Origin of the sequence: Magnetospirillum sp., from assembly GCA_027532905.1 — a bacterium.
Taxonomy (GTDB): Bacteria; Pseudomonadota; Alphaproteobacteria; order CACIAM-22H2; family CACIAM-22H2; genus Tagaea.
Window position 1 is genome coordinate 890734 of record JAPZUA010000002.1, and the last position, 16163, is coordinate 906896.

Here is a 16163-nt window from a genome sequence, read left to right on the forward strand (position 1 = left end):
TGCGATCCTTTCTATCGAGCGTCCGACTGTGACCGATTCGAAAGAAGCGCAAAAGGGGCGTTCGAATTCGCACCTTCGCGGTTCGGAAAGGTCGCGCAGGCAACCAGTCCGCGCGGCAAACGATTGCGAAGATCCAGATTGCCGCCGAGCAGTACGACGAGCTGGGCGGTGATCGCCAAACCGAGCCCGATCCCCTCGTTGTTCGCCACAAACGAATCGGTACCGCGCAGGAACGGTGTACCGATGTCGGCGATCAGTTTCGCTTCCATGCCGCGCCCTTCGTCGGAAACGAAGATGCTGAAGCCGCCCTGGGAGTCCCGTACCGCATCGACCGAGACGGTGCCGAAACGGGGCGAATACTTGATCGCGTTCGAGCTCAGATTGAGCAGAATCTGGAGCAGCGCGCGCCGGTCCGTCTGCAGATGCGCCTCCGGATTCGAAAGGCGGATCGCGATTGTCACATCTTTGCGTGCAGCGGCCACCTTCACCATGCGCATCGCTTCGTCGATCACGTCGCGCAAGCGCACGCTCTCGAGCGCCAGAGCGCCGGTCGCACTTTGGATGCGCGTGAGATGGAGAATGTCGTTGATGAGGTCGAGAAGATGGCGTCCGCTTTCCAGAATGTAGCCCTGGTATTCGACGACCTTCTGGGGATCGTTCGGATCGATGATGCGCTGCTCGAGCAGTTCGGCAAATCCGATGATCGCGTTGAGTGGCGAGCGCAGCTCATGGCTCATCGCGGCAAGGAACGTCGATTTGGCCTGATTGGCGGCTTCGGCATCCGCCCGAAGCTTGATCTGCTCGGCCAACGCATCCGCGAGCTGCTCCTTGGCCGCGATCGCGGCGTCGCGCTCGACGCCGGCCGCAACCTGGAAGCTCTGCGCGCGGCGCAGCGCCCAGATCGCCGAGCCTGCGAATGCGACGATCGCAAGGAACTGGGCGAGATATATCGCGATGGCCGGCCAGAACACGCCAAGGGCGCCGAGGCCGAGACCAGCTATGCTCTTGGAACTGCCCAGCACGATCGGCCAAGGCGCAAACGTCAGGTGCACGCCCATGCGCCGCATCCCATCGGCTGCGGCTTCCCCTTCGAACCGCCCTTGCGGCAAACGGGGATAGTTCTGGAAGGTCAGCGGGTTCTGGATCACGGCACCGGAAAATGTCTCAAGGCGCGGCTCCCGAAGCAGAGCCAATTGGTCGTTGCGAAACATGCTCAATGCGTCTTTCCCATCGCCGAGGAAATACGAGAACATCGTCTGGAACAGCGCCGTCGGGATCGATACGTTGATCACGCCAGCCAGGCTGCCGTCGGCGGCGTAGACGGCCTTTGAAGCGCTCAGGACCTCCTGGTTTCGCACGCGTGCCATAAATGGCGACGATACCACCATGCCGTTCTCGGCGTTGCGGATGAGCGTCAGCCGGTCGCCGAATTCCTCTGGATAGATATGTGCGCGGAAATACTCGCGATCGGCCACGTTGGTGCCGGGCCCCGGCACTAAAAGATTGTCGCCCGTTTTCGAAAAGACGAACACCGCCAGTTCCTGGCTCGCGAACGGCGTCTCGATGCGGCGCACGACACTGCGAAGCTCGGCGGTCGGGATCGCCGACGGGTCGCGCCCGTCCAGTTCGCGCAGCACCGCTTCGGCGACGTCGTTCATCGTGTCGTATTGCTGCATGACGTAGCGGCGCAGCGAGCGCGCGTCAGCCGCCGTTTCTTCGAGCGTCTGCTCGATGATCGCGTTGTTTGCCCAATACAAAGTGAACATGCCCGCTCCGACGATCAGCGCGCAAACCAAGAATGCCAACGCGGCAACGCTTGGAACTGCACCCCGACCGCGAAAATATTCTGCGGAAATTGCCGCATCCGTCATCGATTGGCGTCCTTTCGGGCGCGACTATTGCCGTGCGGAACTTAAATTTTGGTTTACAAGGTCGGCGGGCCGCGAGAGCGCTGACAGATGCGCGGTATTCGAAGGCGAAAGTTGCGCGAATGCGCGGTTTTAGCAGCGCATTTTCAACAGACTCTTTTTCCGTGCCTTGAGACTGGGATATAATCGGCGCTGCGGATTCAAGCGCACAGGTCATCCAAGGGAGAGCCACGTGGACACGGTAACCATCACTCTGCTCGTCGCAATGTTCGGCGTTGCCGTGCTCGTTCTCCGCGAGCCGTTCTGCTGGTATTTCAAGATCAACCAAACGCTCGACAACCAGCGCAAGATCCTGGCGAAGCTGCAGGCGCAGAGCGGCGACACAAAAGCCTGAAAGGCACGGGGCCGACGTCGCCGTAAAATCGTCGGCGTTTACGCGTCGTCGACACGCAAATTGGCTACGACGATGCGCTTGGCCAGTTCGTGCGAGGCGATGGTGCTCCAGTCGATTTCGCGGACGCGCCGCAGCGCTTCGACGTCGACGGCTTTGAGGAAATCGATCGAGCCCAAGATGCGATCGACATGCTCGCCGTCTTCGGACAGCGGCACGGCCAGATGTTCGAGATCGACCCGCATGCCGGACGCCGCGACGATCTGACTCTCGGAGACGACCGGCATTTTGGTTTCGAGCGCGAAGGCGAGACTGCGCCGCCATTCGTCTTCGAAACCGCCAAGCTTCATCTGCGACAGATATTTGCCGGTCGCGTCCTGCTTGAGGCGGTCGGCCAGCAGCGTTCCCATCAGGCTGAATTTGAACTCGGCGTCCGGGCCGCTGCCGTGGATCTCGGCAATATAGATCTGCGGCAGTTCGCGGCTGAGATCGAACGGGATCACGTCGGGCTGGAACTCGCGCCGAGTGGGCATTTTTTTGCTGCCGCGCGCGACCACCCAGTGGGCGTAGATATGCGCGTTGCAGGAGCTCGTCAGCACGGGTCGCAAGCGCATCACCCTGTGTTTGAGGCCGACGAATTCGTCGTTCGCGATATTGTCGCGGCCAAACAGTAGCAAAATGCGAAAGATTTCACCACCGCGCAGTTTCGGCGCGGACGCGTTGAGCCCGAAATTGCAAGCTCAGGCTCGCAGACTCAAACCTGCAGACGCAGGTTCGAAATAATGATGCGCTTGGCGAGTTCGACCGAAGTGATTTTCTTCCAGTCGAGCTGCGGGATCATTTTCTGCAGATCGGCCTCGGTCTGGCCGATGAAATCGATCGAGCCGAAAATCTGGTCGACGGTCGTGCCGTCCTCGGAGATCGGCAGGGCCAGATGCTCGATGTCGAGATCGTAGCCGGCCTCGGTCTTGATGATGCTCTCGTCGACGACCGGCAATTTCATCTGCACCGTCTGGACGAGGTTGCGGCGCCATTCTTCTTCCCAGCCGCCGATCTGCAGATCGAGCAGCATGCGGCCCGTACCGTCCTGCTGCAGCCGGTCGCCGAGGTCCGAGCCCATGAGGCGGAATTTGAACCAAGTGCCGAGTTCGTCGCGCATCACGCGCGCGACGTAGAGATAGGGCAGGTCGGGCACGAGTTCCGGCGACAGGGTCGCGGGGCCGATGTCTTTGCTGGTCGGCATGGCTTTGCGCAAGCTCGCCGTCACCCAATGGGCGTAGAGCGTGGCGTTGCGCCGACTTGCCAAAACCAACCGCATATTCGTCCGATTTCTGCTGCAGAAATTGTGGATCGCACCGCAACAATTATCGTGTCACGAAACCCGGTCGAAGCGAAGGCTATTCGCCGCAAAGGCGCGCGGCTGGCGGATGGGGTGAGATTCGAACTCACGGTCGGCTTGCACCGACGGCGGTTTTCAAGACCGCTGCCTTAAACCGCTCGGCCACCCATCCGCACCGCAGTGCCGACGCTCGAACGCGGCGCCCTGCTTTATAGCCGCCGCCGCAAGCGCGGGCTAGGGGGGGCACGAGAAAGCGGCCTTTGAGTTCGATGATCGCGTTGATAATCCCGCCGATTTCGCGTCGGCGCGGTTGCGCTGCGTGCGTGCGGCGGCCTAGAGTGCACGCCGTAAAAAATGAGCGGCGGCGACTTCCAACTCTACCTGTCCAAACTCTTCTGGCTCGTGGCCGAGCCGGCGAGCCTTCTGCTGTCGATCTGGGTTACGGGTTGCCTGGTTTTATGGACCCCGTGGTGGCGGCTCGGACGCTTCCTGGTGTGCTTGGCCGCTCTGCTGTCGCTGGCTGTCGCGATGTTCCCGCTCGGGCAAATGGCGCTGCGCCCGATCGAAGACCGTTTTCCGCCGCGCGCCACGCTGCCGCCGCGCATCGACGGCATTCTCGTGCTCGGCGGCGTCATCGACTATTACGTGATCGGCAAACGCGGCGTGCCGTCCTCGCAGCTTGCCGCCGGCAGCCCGCGGCTCGACGCCTTCATCGAACTTGCCCGCCGCTATCCGGCCGCCCGGCACGTTTTCACGGGCGGTTCGATCGAACTCATCGACGGCAAGGATACCGAGGCCGACGTCGTGCGCCGCATTTTCGCGCGCATCGGCCTCGACACCACGCGCATCATTTTCGAGAACCAGTCGCGCAACACGTTCGAAAACGCGATGCTGAGCCTCGCCCTCATCAAGCCGGAGCCGGAAGAGACGTGGCTGCTGATCACCTCGGCGCGCCATATGCCGCGCGCGATCGGCACCTTCCGCAAGGCAGGCTGGCCGCATCTCCTGGCCTATCCGATCGATTTTGCGACCGACCCCAACCAGCCTTTCGAAAGCGCCTTCCGTCTCGGGCACAATCTCAATTTCCTGTCCGAGGCGATCCGCGAATATATCGGCCTTGCCTATTACTACAAACTCGGGCGCACGGACGCGCTGTTCCCGAGCCCGGATCCGGAAGTGCTCGAAGGCGAGGCCGCACCGCCGCCGCCGCCCGCCGACGAAGGCTAGGGCCGAAACACCCGGTTAACCCGGCGTTAATCGTCCGGGCGCCATTCTGTCCGCACAACGAACGACGAATCTTTGGGGGACACCATGGCCTCTCTGGCCACGCGCAATGCCGTCGCCGTCACCGGCGGCGGCGAGAATACGATCGTATTCGCCCACGGCTTCGGCTGCGACCAATCGGTCTGGCGCCAGCTCGTCCCTTATTTCGAGGCGAGCCACAAGATCGTCTGTTTCGACCATGTCGGATCGGGCATGTCCGACGTGTCCGCCTACACCAAAGAGCGCTACGCGAAGCTCGACAGCTACGCGAACGACGCGCTCGAAATCGCCGAGGCCTACGGTGCGGGTGCGGTGACGCTCGTGGGCCACTCGGTGGGCGCCACCATCGCGATGCTGGCGGCGGCCAAAGCGCCGAAGCACATCGCCAATCTCGTCATGATCGCGCCGTCGCCGTGCTACCTCAACGACGGGGCGTATCGCGGCGGCTTCTCGCGCAACGACATCGACCAGCTGCTCGACTATCTCGAGAGCAACTATATCGGCTGGAGCGCGGCCTACGCGCCGGTCATCATGGGCAACCCCGAGCGCCCCGAGCTTGCCGCGGAACTCGGGCAAAGCTTCTGCCGCATGGACCCCGAGATCGCCAAAGACTTCGCCCGCGCGACGTTTCTCTCCGATTGCCGCGACGTGCTGCCGAACGTGCGCGTGCGCAGCCTCGCCCTCCAATGCAGCAACGACGCGATTGCGCCCGCCTTCGTCGGCGACTATGTCGCGCGCACGATGCCGGACTGCCGGTTGGCGATCTTGCGTGCGACCGGCCATTGCCCGCACCAGTCCGCACCCGACGAAGTCGCAGCGCACATCCGCGCGTTTCTGGCGCGAAGCTGAAGGACGCAAAACGATGAGCGCGCTCTTCGACTATTTCAACGAAGCGCCCTGCGGCTACGTGGTGTGCAATTTCGACCGCACCGTCCGGCGCGTGAACCGCACGCTTCTCGATCTCGTCGAACTCGGCGAGACGGATATCGTGGGGAAGATGTCGATCGGCGATCTCTTCGACGTCGGCGGCAAGATCTTCCTCGAAAGCCGGATTCTGCCGGTGCTGCTGACCGCCGGCAAGATCGAGGAGATCGCATGCAATCTCGTCGGCAAAGCGGGCGTCGGCATTCCGTGCCTGATGCACGGCAAACGGACGCCGTCCGACGAGTTCGTGTTTTCGTTCTTTGCGATCCGCGAACGGCGCCGCTTCGAGCGCGAGATTCAGACCGCGCGGCGCGCCACGCAAAACGCGCTCGAGCGCGCCGAAGACGCGCAGCGCGCCAAGGCGCTGTTTTTCGCGTCGATGAGCCACGAGATGCGCACGCCGCTCAACGCCATCATCGGCTTTTCCGACATCATGGCGATGGAGCTGTTCGGGCCCGTCGGCAATGCGCGCTACAAGGGCTATGCGGGCGACATCGGCAAGTCGGCCCACCATCTCTTGAGCCTGATCGACGATCTGCTCGATTTGAGCCGTGCCGAAAGCGGGGCCGAAAGCGGCGCCGATCCGGCCGGCGACAAGATCGTCGAGATCGACGAGGTGCTCGACGAAGCGACGCGCACCGTGCATCCGATCGCCGTGGCCGCAGGCGTCGAGATCGTCCGCCATTCGGCGCACCAGCATCTGCGCGCCGTCGGCGAACGCCGCAGCCTGCTGCAAATCGTGCTCAATCTGCTGTCCAACGCGATCAAGATGAGCCCGAGCGGCACGCCCGTGCAGCTCGACACCGTGCGCACGGCGCACCATGCCTGCATCACCGTTCGCGACCAAGGCCCCGGCTTTTCGGACTTCATGCGCGCGAATTTCGGCGAGGACTATGCGCAGGATCCCGAACAGACCGTGGCGCACAAGGGTACGGGCCTCGGCCTTGCGATCTCCAAGCGCCTTGCTGCAAGCATGGGCGGCAGCCTGTCGCTCGGCGACACGCGCAAAGGTGCGGCCCTGATCCTCAAGCTCCAACTGGCGAAGTAGGGCGCGCGGGATCGCTCCTAGGCGCACGCCCAGACCGCAAGCCGTGCGGCATCGGGCTTGTCGTTCCAGAAATCGACGGCGAGGGCACCCGTTGGCGCCACGCGCACGCCGCAGCAGGAGCCGGTCGCAACGCCGAGTTTGCCGTCGCGCTGAGCTTGCGCAAAGAACGCAGAGTCGAGCTTGGCGAAATAACGCAGCACGCCTTGCGAGCTCACCAGAACCGGCACAAAACGCGTCGAACCGTTCGCGAGTTCCTGGACCAGCGACGCGGCACCAGCGGCAAGTGCGCCTTCGTCGGGCGCCCAATTCTGCCCGTGCGGCCAAACGCAACGCCGGTTCCAATCCTCGAGCATGGCCGCCCCGACGCGGGCTGCGATCTCGGCGTCGGTCAAGCCTTCCCAATCGCCGTAGTCGATTTCGCGCAGACGCGTATCAAGTGTGGGCACCACGTCGAACCCGTGCGCGACAAAATCGCGCGTGCGCTGGAGCGGCCCCGCTAGAAACGGCCCCAGGCAAAGCCCGGCCGTGCGGGCGGCGGATGCGAATGTCAGCGCTTGCGCCAAACCCTTTTGCGTGAGCGCGAGATCGGAGCGCGCGCCGACCCGTGTGGGTACTGTGCCGTCTTCGAACGTGTTGCCGTGGCGCACAAGCAGAACTCGGCGCATCAGACGCCCCTCTGCGAACCGTCGTAGCGGGCGAGCAACTCGCCCTCGCGCGCGATGATCGCCTCGGCCTCGACAAGATCGCTCGGACTGTCGATCGACCAATGCGTGCGGCCGCGATAGTCGCACTGCACCACGCGCATGCGCATGCCGTTCTCGAGGGCACGCAGCTGCTCGAGTTCTTCGGCGCGCTCGAACGGACCCATCGGAAAGCCGACATAATCGGCAAGGGCGTCGCGCCGGTAGGCGTAGATGCCGATATGGCGATAGAGCGGCGGATTGCCGTCGGGCTTCTTGACGAAGGGGATCAGGCTCTTCGAAAAATACAGCGCGTCGCCGAAGCGATCGAAGGTCACGGTTGTACCGCCGGCTTGGCCGTCGGCCTTCTGGCGCTTGAGGGCGGCATAGGCATCGGCCGACATTTTTGTGGCCAACGTAGCGATGCGGATTTGCGGGTTCTTGAGCATCGCCTCGGCCAAAGCGCCGATCGCCCAAGGCGGGGTAAGCACGGCATCGCCCTGCAGATTGACGATCGCGTCTTCGCGCAGATTGAGCGCATCGACGGCCGCCTTCGTGCGCTCGGTGCCGTTGCGGCAGGATTCCGGCGTCATCACCGCTTCGCCGCCGAAAGCGGCTACCGCATGCGCGATGCGCGCATCGTCGGTCGCGACGACGACACGATCCACACCTGCAGCCGCCTTGGCGATCGCCCAGACGCGCGCCAGCATCGGCACACCCGCGACCAGGGCCAACGGCTTGCCTGGAAAGCGCGTCGATGCAAATCGGGCCGGAATAACAACGGCAACACCCATAGGAACCAACCTTGTCGAATTTCGCGAACCGCCCGGAAAGTGCCTCTTTTCCAGGGCTTGTGCAACATGCAGAGCCGTCGCAAACAGCAACAATTCGTCGATTGCATGGCGTGGCCGCCGCATGGCACTTGATAGCCATGGAATACGCAACGAGTCGGCGCGCTGTGCTGGCGGGGATTGCGGCTGCAGCCGCCCTGCCGACACTCGCCTTTGCCAACGATATGCCCTTCGATGCGTGGCTGCGCGGCTTTCGCGAGGAAGCGCTGCAGAAGGGCCTCAAACGCACGACGCTCGACCAGGCCTTTGCCGGGGTCGCACCGCTGCCGCGCATCCTCGAACTCGACCGCTCCCAGCCCGAGGTGCGCCTTACGTTTGAGCAGTATTTCGCGCGCGTGGTCAATCGCGTGCGCATCGATACCGGGCGCAACCGCCTGGCCGAGAACAGCGCGCTTTTGGGACAGGTCATGCAGCGCTATCCCGTGCAGCCGCGCTTCATCGTGGCGCTGTGGGCGGTCGAAACCGATTTCGGGCGCCTCACGGGCGGGCACAATGTTTTCGCGGCCCTTGCAACGCTTGCCTATGACGGCCGCCGCTCGGCCTTCTTCCGCGAAGAGCTGCTCAACGCCCTGCGCATTGCCGACAAGGGCGTGATGAGCCCGTCGGAGATGCGCGGCTCGTGGGCGGGGGCGATGGGGCAGAGCCAGTTCATGCCGTCCTCGTATCTCGCCTATGCAGTCGATTTCGACGGCGACGGCAAGGCCGACATCTGGAACACGCGTGCCGACGTATTCGCCTCGATCGCCAACTATCTCGTCAAGGTCGGCTGGAAGTCGGACGAGACCTGGGGCCGCCAGGCGCAGCTTCCCGCCGGTTTCGAGCGCTCCCTCGTCGACCACAACAATGTCTGGAAGCCGCTTTCTGAATGGCAGGAGCTCGGCGTGCGCCTGCCCGACGGGCGCGATCTGCCAACGCGCGATCTGCGCGCGGCGATCGCCCAGCCGGACGGTGCCGGTACGCGCGCCTTTCTCGTCTATCCGAACTTCCGCGTGATTATGCGCTGGAACCGCTCGGTCAATTTCGCCGCCTCCGTCGGACTGCTTGCCGACGCGATTGGCGAGGTTTAACTTTTTCAAGATAGTCGCTTGCGCCGCTTCGATTCGGGCGCAAATTCAGGGGTTTTCGGCATCGTGACTGCCTCCACCAAGCGTCTCCGGGCGATTTTCGTCGTATCAGCGGCAACGCTGGTGCTGGGGGCGTGTGCCGAACTCAAATTCGGCGTGAACGCCGTCAAAAAGATTCAGGGCCCGTCCACCGAGCAGGCTGCGGCACCGCCCGTCCGCCCGCAAGGCATCTACAAGGTCGGCGAGCCCTATCAGATCGCCGGGGCTTGGTACTACCCGGCCGAAGACTGGTCCTACGCCGAAAGCGGCATCGCCTCGTTCTACGGCGGTGAGCGCAGCGGCACGGACTTCCACGGCAGGCTCACCGCCAACGGCGAGCTCTACGACATGAACGCGCTGACGGCCGCACACACCACGCTGCCGATGCCAAGCCTCGTGCGCGTGACCAATCTCGAAAATGGCCGCTCAATCGTGCTGCGCGTCAACGACCGCGGGCCTTTTGCGCGCGGCCGCATCATCGACGTGTCACGCCGCGCCGCCCAGCTGCTGGGCTTCGAAGGGCAGGGGACGGCGCGCGTGCGTGTCGAGATCCAGGCCGAGGAAAGCCGGCGCCTCAAAGCCGCCCTCACGGGCCGCGACGAAAACCAGACGGTCGCAGCGGTCCCGCGCACGGCCGTGGCGTCCGATGCGCTGCCCCCACCGCCCGGCGCGCGCGAGACGCGCACGCAAGCGACCGCCCTGCCGCCGCCCTCGGCGACTTTGCCAACCGCACGCACGGATCCTGCGCGGGCCGCCCAGCCAACCACACGCCAGGGCCGCCCGCGCGAAACCCAAGCGCCCTTGGCGCGCCAAGCTGCGCCGATCCAAACCCAAGCGGCGAACGACCCCATTCCGGCGCCAACGCCGGCACCGAATGCTACCCCAGTAGCCCGCCCGGCCCAACCGGCCACAGGACGCAACAACCAGGCTGTCGCCGGCCCGCCCGTACCGGCGGCCCCGCGCAACGCAGCCGGTGCGGTCGAAGTTGCCGCCCTGCCGGTCGAGCAGCAGGCGACGGCGCGCCCGACGCTGACACAAGGCCAGGCGCTGCGCACAAATCTATGGGTGCAAGCCGGGGCGTTTGGAAACTACGAAAACGCCTATCGCCTGTCGGTGCGTTTGTCGCGCTACGGCTCGGCACGGGTGCTGCCCGCAACAGTCAACGGTGCGCAAGTGTTTCGCGTACGCGTGGGGCCGCTTGCCGATGTCGGCGAAGCGGATAAGGTCCTCGATCAGATGGCCGCCGATGTGCCCGAAGCGCGCATCGTGGTCGAATGACGGAGCGAAAAATGATCCGGCACCTCGTTGTTGCGGTAAGCCTTGTTTTTGTATCGAGCGTCGCACTCGCGCAGAATCCAGCACAGCAGCGCCAGAATGCCCGCCCGGCGGCACCGGCGGCCCAGCCGCGCGCGCCGGTCAATCCCGACGCGATGCCCGAAATCACAGCCAAACAGGCGATCGCGATCGACTACCAGACCGGCTTCGTGATGTTCGAGCGCAATGCCGACGAGCGTATGCCGCCGTCGTCGATGAGCAAGATCATGACGGCCTACATGGTCTTCGAAGCAATCAAGAATAAGCAGATCGCGCTCGACGACATGCTGCCCGTGTCCGAGCGCGCCTGGCGCATGCAAGGCTCGAAAATGTTCGTGCCGCTCAACGGACGCGTCAAGGTCGAGGATCTGATCAAGGGCATGATCATCCAGTCTGGCAACGATGCGTGCATCGTGCTGGCCGAGGCGCTGGCGGGCAGCGAAGAGGCGTTTGCCGAACGCATGAATGTGGTCGGCAAAAAGCTCGGCCTCGCCAACACGAATTTCCGTAACGCCACCGGCTGGCCCGACCCCGACCACTACACAACCGCACGCGACCTCGCCACGCTGGCGCACCGCGTGATCGACGACCATCCCGAGTACTACGGCTACTACAAGCAGCTCAATTTCACGTTCGGCCGCGACGAGCGCACGGGACGCGAGATCACGCAAGGCAACCGCAACCCGCTGCTCTACCGCAATATGGGGGCGGACGGCATCAAGACCGGCCATACGGAAGCGGCCGGCTACGGGCTCACCGCTTCGGCCACGCGCGACGGGCGGCGCGTGATTGCGGTGTTCAACGGCTGGGCGTCGATGCGGCTGCGTGCCGAAGAGTCCGAGCGCATGATCGATTGGGCCTTCCGCGAGTTCCAGACCTACCGCGTCTTTACGGCCGGTCAGGAAATCGACCGGGCCGACATCTGGCTCGGTCTCAAATCGAGCGTGCCGCTGCTTGCAGGCCAAGACGTCGCAATCACCATGCCGCGACGCTTGCGCAACCAGCTGCAGGCCAAGATCAGCTACGATTCCCCCGTGCCTGCACCGATCCTGCCAGGCCAGCAGCTTGGCCGCATCACGTTGACGGCACCCGGTGTTCCGACGGTTGAAGTGCCATTGGTGGCCCAAGAGGGTGTAGATCGGCTGGGCTATTCGGGGCGCTTGGGTGCCGCGGTCAATTACCTCATATTCGGTGCGAAGAAATGACCGTAAGGCCTTCCAATAAAGGAAGGTTTGTTACATTTGAGGGCGGGGAAGGGGTCGGCAAGTCGACGCAGATTCGCCGCCTTGCCGCGTCCCTCGTCGCGGCCGGGATCGATGTTTTGGTCACGCGCGAGCCGGGCGCTGCCCCGGGGCTGCTCGTACAAGCAAACGCGATCCGGCAATTGCTGGTCGAGGGCGAGCCCGGCACCTGGCAGCCCGAGAGCGAAGCACTGCTCAACTATGCGCAGCGCCTCGAACATGTGCGCCGCGTGATCGCCCCGGCCATCGAAGCCGGGCGCTGGGTCTTGTGCGACCGCTTCGCCGATTCCACGATGGCGTATCAGGGTTACGGGCATCGGTTGGGGCCGGAATTTGTCCGGAAACTGCATCGTCTCGTGCTCGGAAGGCAGCAACCCGATCTCACCTTGATGTTCGATCTGCCGGTCGAAATCGGCCTCAAACGGGCCCTTGCGCGCGCCGGAGCGGAGACGCGCTACGAGCGCATGGACATCGCGTTCCACAAACGCCTGCGCCAAGGATTTCGGGCGATCGCAAAGGCCGCACCCAAGCGCTGCAAGATCGTCAAAGCCGACGGCAGCGAAGACCAAGTGGCGGCCCGCATTGCCATGCTGGTCACGGCGCGTTTTGGGGTTAAGCTCGCCCCGTGAATCCCGAAAACCAAACTCTTTCGCCCGATCCCCGGGCCAATCCCGATTTGCGCGGCCATGCGGCGGCCGAAGCGACGCTGCTCTCGGCATGGAATTCCGGTCGTCTGCCGCATGCCTGGCTAATCGCGGGCCCGCGCGGTGTGGGCAAGGCAACGCTTGCCTTCCGGTTTGCGCGCTTCGCGCTGGCCCAAGGGGTTCCGGATGGCGGCGGCCTGTTCGGCGGTCCGCCTGCGAAACCGACGACGCTCGCGCTTGCGCCCGACCATCCGGTCTTTCGTCGCGTGGCCGCCGAGGGCCATGCCGACATGCTGACGCTGACCTCGGGCATGGCGCAGCCCGAGCGCCAGAACAAGCCGTCCGAAGACATTACGGTCTATTGGGTGCGACGGGCGGTCGATCTCCTGCATCGCACGGCCGCCGAAGGCGGCTGGCGCGTCGTCGTCGTCGATACGGCCGAAGACATGAATCCGGCAGCCGCCAACGCACTCCTCAAAGCGCTCGAAGAACCGTCGCCCAACTGTCTGCTGATCCTGGTGTCGAACGCACCGGGGCGGCTTTTGCCGACGATTCGCTCGCGCTGCCGAGCGCTGTTTCTGCAGCCCTTGCCGACCGACGAGGTCGACCGGCTGCTGCAGCTCTATCGTCCCGATTTGGCGGCCGACGAACGCGCCTTGCTGATGGGTTTGTGCGAAGGTTCGATCGGGCGTGCGATCGAGCTTGCCGATCGCGGCGGGGCCGCCCTTTACCAAAAACTTCTCGATCTTCTTGCCGGGTTGCCACAGCTTGATTACGGCGCCGTGCAAAGTTTCGCCGACGGGTTCGGCCGCAAGGGCGAGGAGGCCCAGACGGGTTTGCGCACCGCGCTCGACCTTATGGGCGGCATCGTTCATCGGCTGGCGCGCATCGCCGCTGGCGACGGGCGCAGCCTTGCGGCCGAAGCGCAGCTTGCCGCACGCTGTGCAAGACGCGGCCCGCTGCCGTGGGTCGAGGCGTGGGATCGGCTTGGGCGGCTCGGCAGTGCGGGCGAGGGGCTCAATCTCGACCGCAAGGCCGTACTGATCTCGGCCTTCACAACCCTCCAGAACGCGGCACAAGCCTAATGCTGGAACAAACCCCGCGCCTCGCGCGTTCGCTCGACAAGGTCGATATGCGCGTGTTTTTCCGTCTTTTGCCGACAGCGGCGTTTTTCCTGGCGATCCCGGCGCTTGCGGCCGCCCAAGATGCGCCAGAGGCCCAAGTCGGCACGCTGTCGGTTGTCGTCGAGAACGACAAATTCGGTTCGTTCGACCAAAGCAAACAGACCGACCGCAATTTCACCAACGGCATCCGTCTCAACTGGATATCCGAACCGCGCGCGACCCCGCGTTGGGGCCGGGAACTCGCCGCCTGGGTCCCAATGTTCCCGGACGGCGGCACGACGCGCGTCGGCTACGCGTTCGGGCAGAACATGTACACGCCCGAAGACATCGTCGTGCGCGAGGTGCAGCTGCGCGACCGGCCCTATTCGGGCTGGACCTATCTCGGGGCCGCCATCACCAGCGACCGCGACGACGGCGGCCAAGGCCGGCTCGACACGCTCGAGCTCAATGTCGGCATCGTCGGCCCGCAGAGCTATGCGGGCGAAACGCAGCGCGAATACCATCGCCTGATCGGCGCCCAGGTGCCGCAGGGCTGGAAAAAACAGCTGCGCAACGAGCCCGGCGCCGTGCTGTTCTACGAGCGCAAATGGCGCAATATCGGGCGCTCGGATCTGCTGCCCGGCATCGAAGGCGACTTCTCGCCGCATGTCGGCGCTTCGCTCGGCAACGTGTTCACCTATGCGGGCACGGGCCTGACGCTGCGCATCGGCAACAATCTTTCGACCGACTACGGGGCACCGCGCATTCGCCCGGGCCTAGCGGGCTCGATGCATTTCGACACGCCGCGCGAGCGGCCCTACGCATTCTACGGCTTCGTCGGCATCGAAGGGCGGGCGGTCGCGCGCGACATCACGCTCGACGGCAACAGCTTCGCGCGCAGCCATTCGGTCGATCGTCGGCCGCTTGTCGGCGACGTGCAGTTCGGCTTTGCGGCGATCGTGGCGCCGGTGCGCGCGACATTCACCTACGTGGTGCGCACGCGCGAATTCGAGACGCAGCGCAATGCAGACCGCTTCGGTGCGGTTTCCTTTTCGGTCAAGTTCTAGAACAGCGCGAAAACGTGGCCGTAGGCGAGCATGGGGGCGATCGCCGCCTGCACGATTTTGCGCGCGCCGTCCGCCCCGACGATGCCGTCGGCGACGGCACGCTTTTCGATGTCGGCAAGCGTGTTCTGCCCGTCGACCAGCGCCAAAATGCGGCCGATTTCGTTGGGCGTAAAAAACCGATGGCCTTCGCGCGCGTAAGCCAACGCGTTGCCCTCAGCGGTCGGGCCGACAAGGCTCGGATGGCGCACGGGGATCGCTTTGGTCCAGTCGGCCGTGTCGATGTCAAAGCGTGTCCGCGCCACATAGTCGGGGCGGGCCGCCACGAAACTGTGGGTGCCTTGGCTTTGCGTGAGCAGGTCGCATACATGCGCCTCGGTACGCGCATCGAGCGTCGGCGCCAGGCGCTGGATCGGATGGTCGGCGGCGAAGCGGGCGGCGAGGCTGTAGCGGAAGCCCTCCTGCCACGACATGAATGCTAGCCCATTGTTTTCGCAGAACGCGTAGATTTCGGGCACGCTGTAGGCGCGGTCCACGGGATTGAGAAAACTGTCGACGATACCGGCGTCGAATTTCATATCCTTGGTCGAGTTGATGTAGGTGTTGGCGGTGTGGTGGGCGGGCAGGGCGCCGATCACGGCCTTGACCATTTCGACCGACTGCTGCGACTGGTCGAGCCCGAGCAGGCGAAAGGCTTCCTGCAGCATGTATACGCCCACACGCAAGCCCTTGCCGTAGACCATCAGATCGAGCACGCCTTCGGGGCGCAGGCAGCCGGCAAGCGCGCGCAAGCCTGCATCGGGGTCGCCCATATGGTGCAAAACGCCGGTCGAAACGATGAGATCGAAATCGCGGCCGAGTTCGGCCACGTCGAGAATGTTCTTCTCGAGCAGCACGAGATTGTCGAGGCCGTGCTTGCGCACAAGAAACGCCTGCCGCTCCAGGCTCTCGGCCGAAAGATCGATACCGACGAAGCGGCAGTCGCGATTGTGGTAGGCGAAATAAGCCGCCTGCACGGTGCCGCAGCCGGCGATCAGAATGTCGAGCGGCTGGCGCTTGCGCCGATGCGGCCAGTATTTCGGCCATAGCCCCGACGGTTCGCCGCGGATGCGCGCACCGGCCGCCACGAACTGCTCGAGATCTTCGACCGGCTGCGGATAGACCCAGTTTTTGTACTGGGCGGCAATCTTGGCCGAAGCCGGTTCGCTGGACGACATTGGGGCTTTCCCAGGATGCGCGATGAAGAGCTGCGATTCGCGCTGCTAGCGTAGCGGATGCGGCCCCAAAGCAGAAAGGGCGGCGCTGGAACCAGCGCCGCCCTTTTGCGAAA

Annotated in this window: 16 protein-coding genes and 1 tRNA gene; 10 read left to right on the forward strand and 7 right to left on the reverse strand. The window is 64.2% G+C overall.

Features of this window, described 5'->3' with window-relative positions:
- Positions 1–11: 11 nt before the first annotated feature.
- Positions 12–1766, reverse strand: a complete 1755-nt coding sequence (locus tag O9320_12255) for an ATP-binding protein (protein ID MCZ8311623.1) — start codon at positions 1764–1766, stop codon at positions 12–14.
- A 334-nt stretch (positions 1767–2100) separates the two neighbouring features.
- On the opposite strand from O9320_12255, the gene O9320_12260 reads away from it, so the two are divergent.
- Positions 2101–2262, forward strand: a complete 162-nt coding sequence (locus O9320_12260; protein MCZ8311624.1) for a hypothetical protein — start codon at positions 2101–2103, stop codon at positions 2260–2262.
- A gap of 38 nt (positions 2263–2300) precedes the next feature.
- Here O9320_12260 and O9320_12265 read toward each other — a convergent pair whose 3' ends face one another.
- The 3 genes from O9320_12265 to O9320_12275 all read right to left on the reverse strand — a co-directional run bounded on the left by O9320_12265 (position 2301) and on the right by O9320_12275 (position 3770).
- A complete protein-coding gene (locus O9320_12265) occupies positions 2301–2873 on the reverse strand; it encodes a PAS domain-containing protein (GenBank protein MCZ8311625.1) in 573 nt (190 codons plus the stop codon).
- A gap of 140 nt (positions 2874–3013) precedes the next feature.
- Positions 3014–3577, reverse strand: coding sequence for a PAS domain-containing protein (locus O9320_12270; GenBank protein MCZ8311626.1), 564 nt, complete (start codon positions 3575–3577; stop codon positions 3014–3016).
- A gap of 103 nt (positions 3578–3680) precedes the next feature.
- Positions 3681–3770, reverse strand: a tRNA-Ser gene (locus O9320_12275).
- Between the two features lie 182 nt (positions 3771–3952).
- Here O9320_12275 and O9320_12280 point away from each other — a divergent pair.
- From O9320_12280 to O9320_12290, 3 genes are all read left to right on the forward strand, one after another.
- The gene (locus tag O9320_12280) at positions 3953–4825 is read left to right on the forward strand and encodes a YdcF family protein (GenBank protein MCZ8311627.1); all 873 of its coding nucleotides are present in this window, start codon (positions 3953–3955) and stop codon (positions 4823–4825) included.
- 84 nt (positions 4826–4909) lie between these two features.
- Positions 4910–5710, forward strand: coding sequence for an alpha/beta hydrolase (locus tag O9320_12285; protein MCZ8311628.1), 801 nt, complete (start codon positions 4910–4912; stop codon positions 5708–5710).
- A 13-nt stretch (positions 5711–5723) separates the two neighbouring features.
- Positions 5724–6833, forward strand: coding sequence for a HAMP domain-containing sensor histidine kinase (locus tag O9320_12290; protein MCZ8311629.1), 1110 nt, complete (start codon positions 5724–5726; stop codon positions 6831–6833).
- A 17-nt stretch (positions 6834–6850) separates the two neighbouring features.
- On the opposite strand, the gene O9320_12295 is transcribed toward O9320_12290, so the two are convergent.
- Both O9320_12295 and kdsB read right to left on the reverse strand, forming a co-directional pair.
- Positions 6851–7498 carry a phosphoglycerate mutase family protein gene (locus tag O9320_12295; protein MCZ8311630.1) on the reverse strand — a complete coding sequence of 216 codons (648 nt, stop codon included), beginning with the start codon at positions 7496–7498 and terminating at the stop codon, positions 6851–6853.
- The gene (kdsB, locus tag O9320_12300; GenBank protein ID MCZ8311631.1) at positions 7498–8307 is read right to left on the reverse strand and encodes a 3-deoxy-manno-octulosonate cytidylyltransferase; all 810 of its coding nucleotides are present in this window, start codon (positions 8305–8307) and stop codon (positions 7498–7500) included. The genes O9320_12295 and kdsB overlap by 1 nt, the downstream gene beginning before the upstream one ends.
- A gap of 137 nt (positions 8308–8444) precedes the next feature.
- On the opposite strand from kdsB, the gene O9320_12305 reads away from it, so the two are divergent.
- The 6 genes from O9320_12305 (at position 8445) to O9320_12330 (ending at position 14836) form a co-directional block, all read left to right on the forward strand.
- Positions 8445–9431, forward strand: a complete 987-nt coding sequence (locus tag O9320_12305; GenBank protein MCZ8311632.1) for a lytic murein transglycosylase — start codon at positions 8445–8447, stop codon at positions 9429–9431.
- A gap of 63 nt (positions 9432–9494) precedes the next feature.
- A complete protein-coding gene (locus O9320_12310; GenBank protein MCZ8311633.1) occupies positions 9495–10745 on the forward strand; it encodes a septal ring lytic transglycosylase RlpA family protein in 1251 nt (416 codons plus the stop codon).
- Between the two features lie 11 nt (positions 10746–10756).
- Positions 10757–11986 carry a D-alanyl-D-alanine carboxypeptidase gene (locus O9320_12315; protein MCZ8311634.1) on the forward strand — a complete coding sequence of 410 codons (1230 nt, stop codon included), beginning with the start codon at positions 10757–10759 and terminating at the stop codon, positions 11984–11986.
- Complete coding sequence (gene tmk / locus O9320_12320) at positions 11983–12651, forward strand: dTMP kinase (GenBank protein MCZ8311635.1); 669 nt, start codon at positions 11983–11985, stop codon at positions 12649–12651. The genes O9320_12315 and tmk overlap by 4 nt, the downstream gene beginning before the upstream one ends.
- Positions 12648–13751 carry a DNA polymerase III subunit delta' gene (locus O9320_12325; protein MCZ8311636.1) on the forward strand — a complete coding sequence of 368 codons (1104 nt, stop codon included), beginning with the start codon at positions 12648–12650 and terminating at the stop codon, positions 13749–13751. Before tmk ends, O9320_12325 begins: the two co-directional genes overlap by 4 nt.
- A complete protein-coding gene (locus tag O9320_12330) occupies positions 13751–14836 on the forward strand; it encodes a lipid A deacylase LpxR family protein (GenBank protein ID MCZ8311637.1) in 1086 nt (361 codons plus the stop codon). Before O9320_12325 ends, O9320_12330 begins: the two co-directional genes overlap by 1 nt.
- Here O9320_12330 and O9320_12335 read toward each other — a convergent pair.
- Positions 14833–16050, reverse strand: coding sequence for a class I SAM-dependent methyltransferase (locus O9320_12335; GenBank protein ID MCZ8311638.1), 1218 nt, complete (start codon positions 16048–16050; stop codon positions 14833–14835). The genes O9320_12330 and O9320_12335 overlap by 4 nt on opposite strands.
- Positions 16051–16163: the final 113 nt, after the last annotated feature.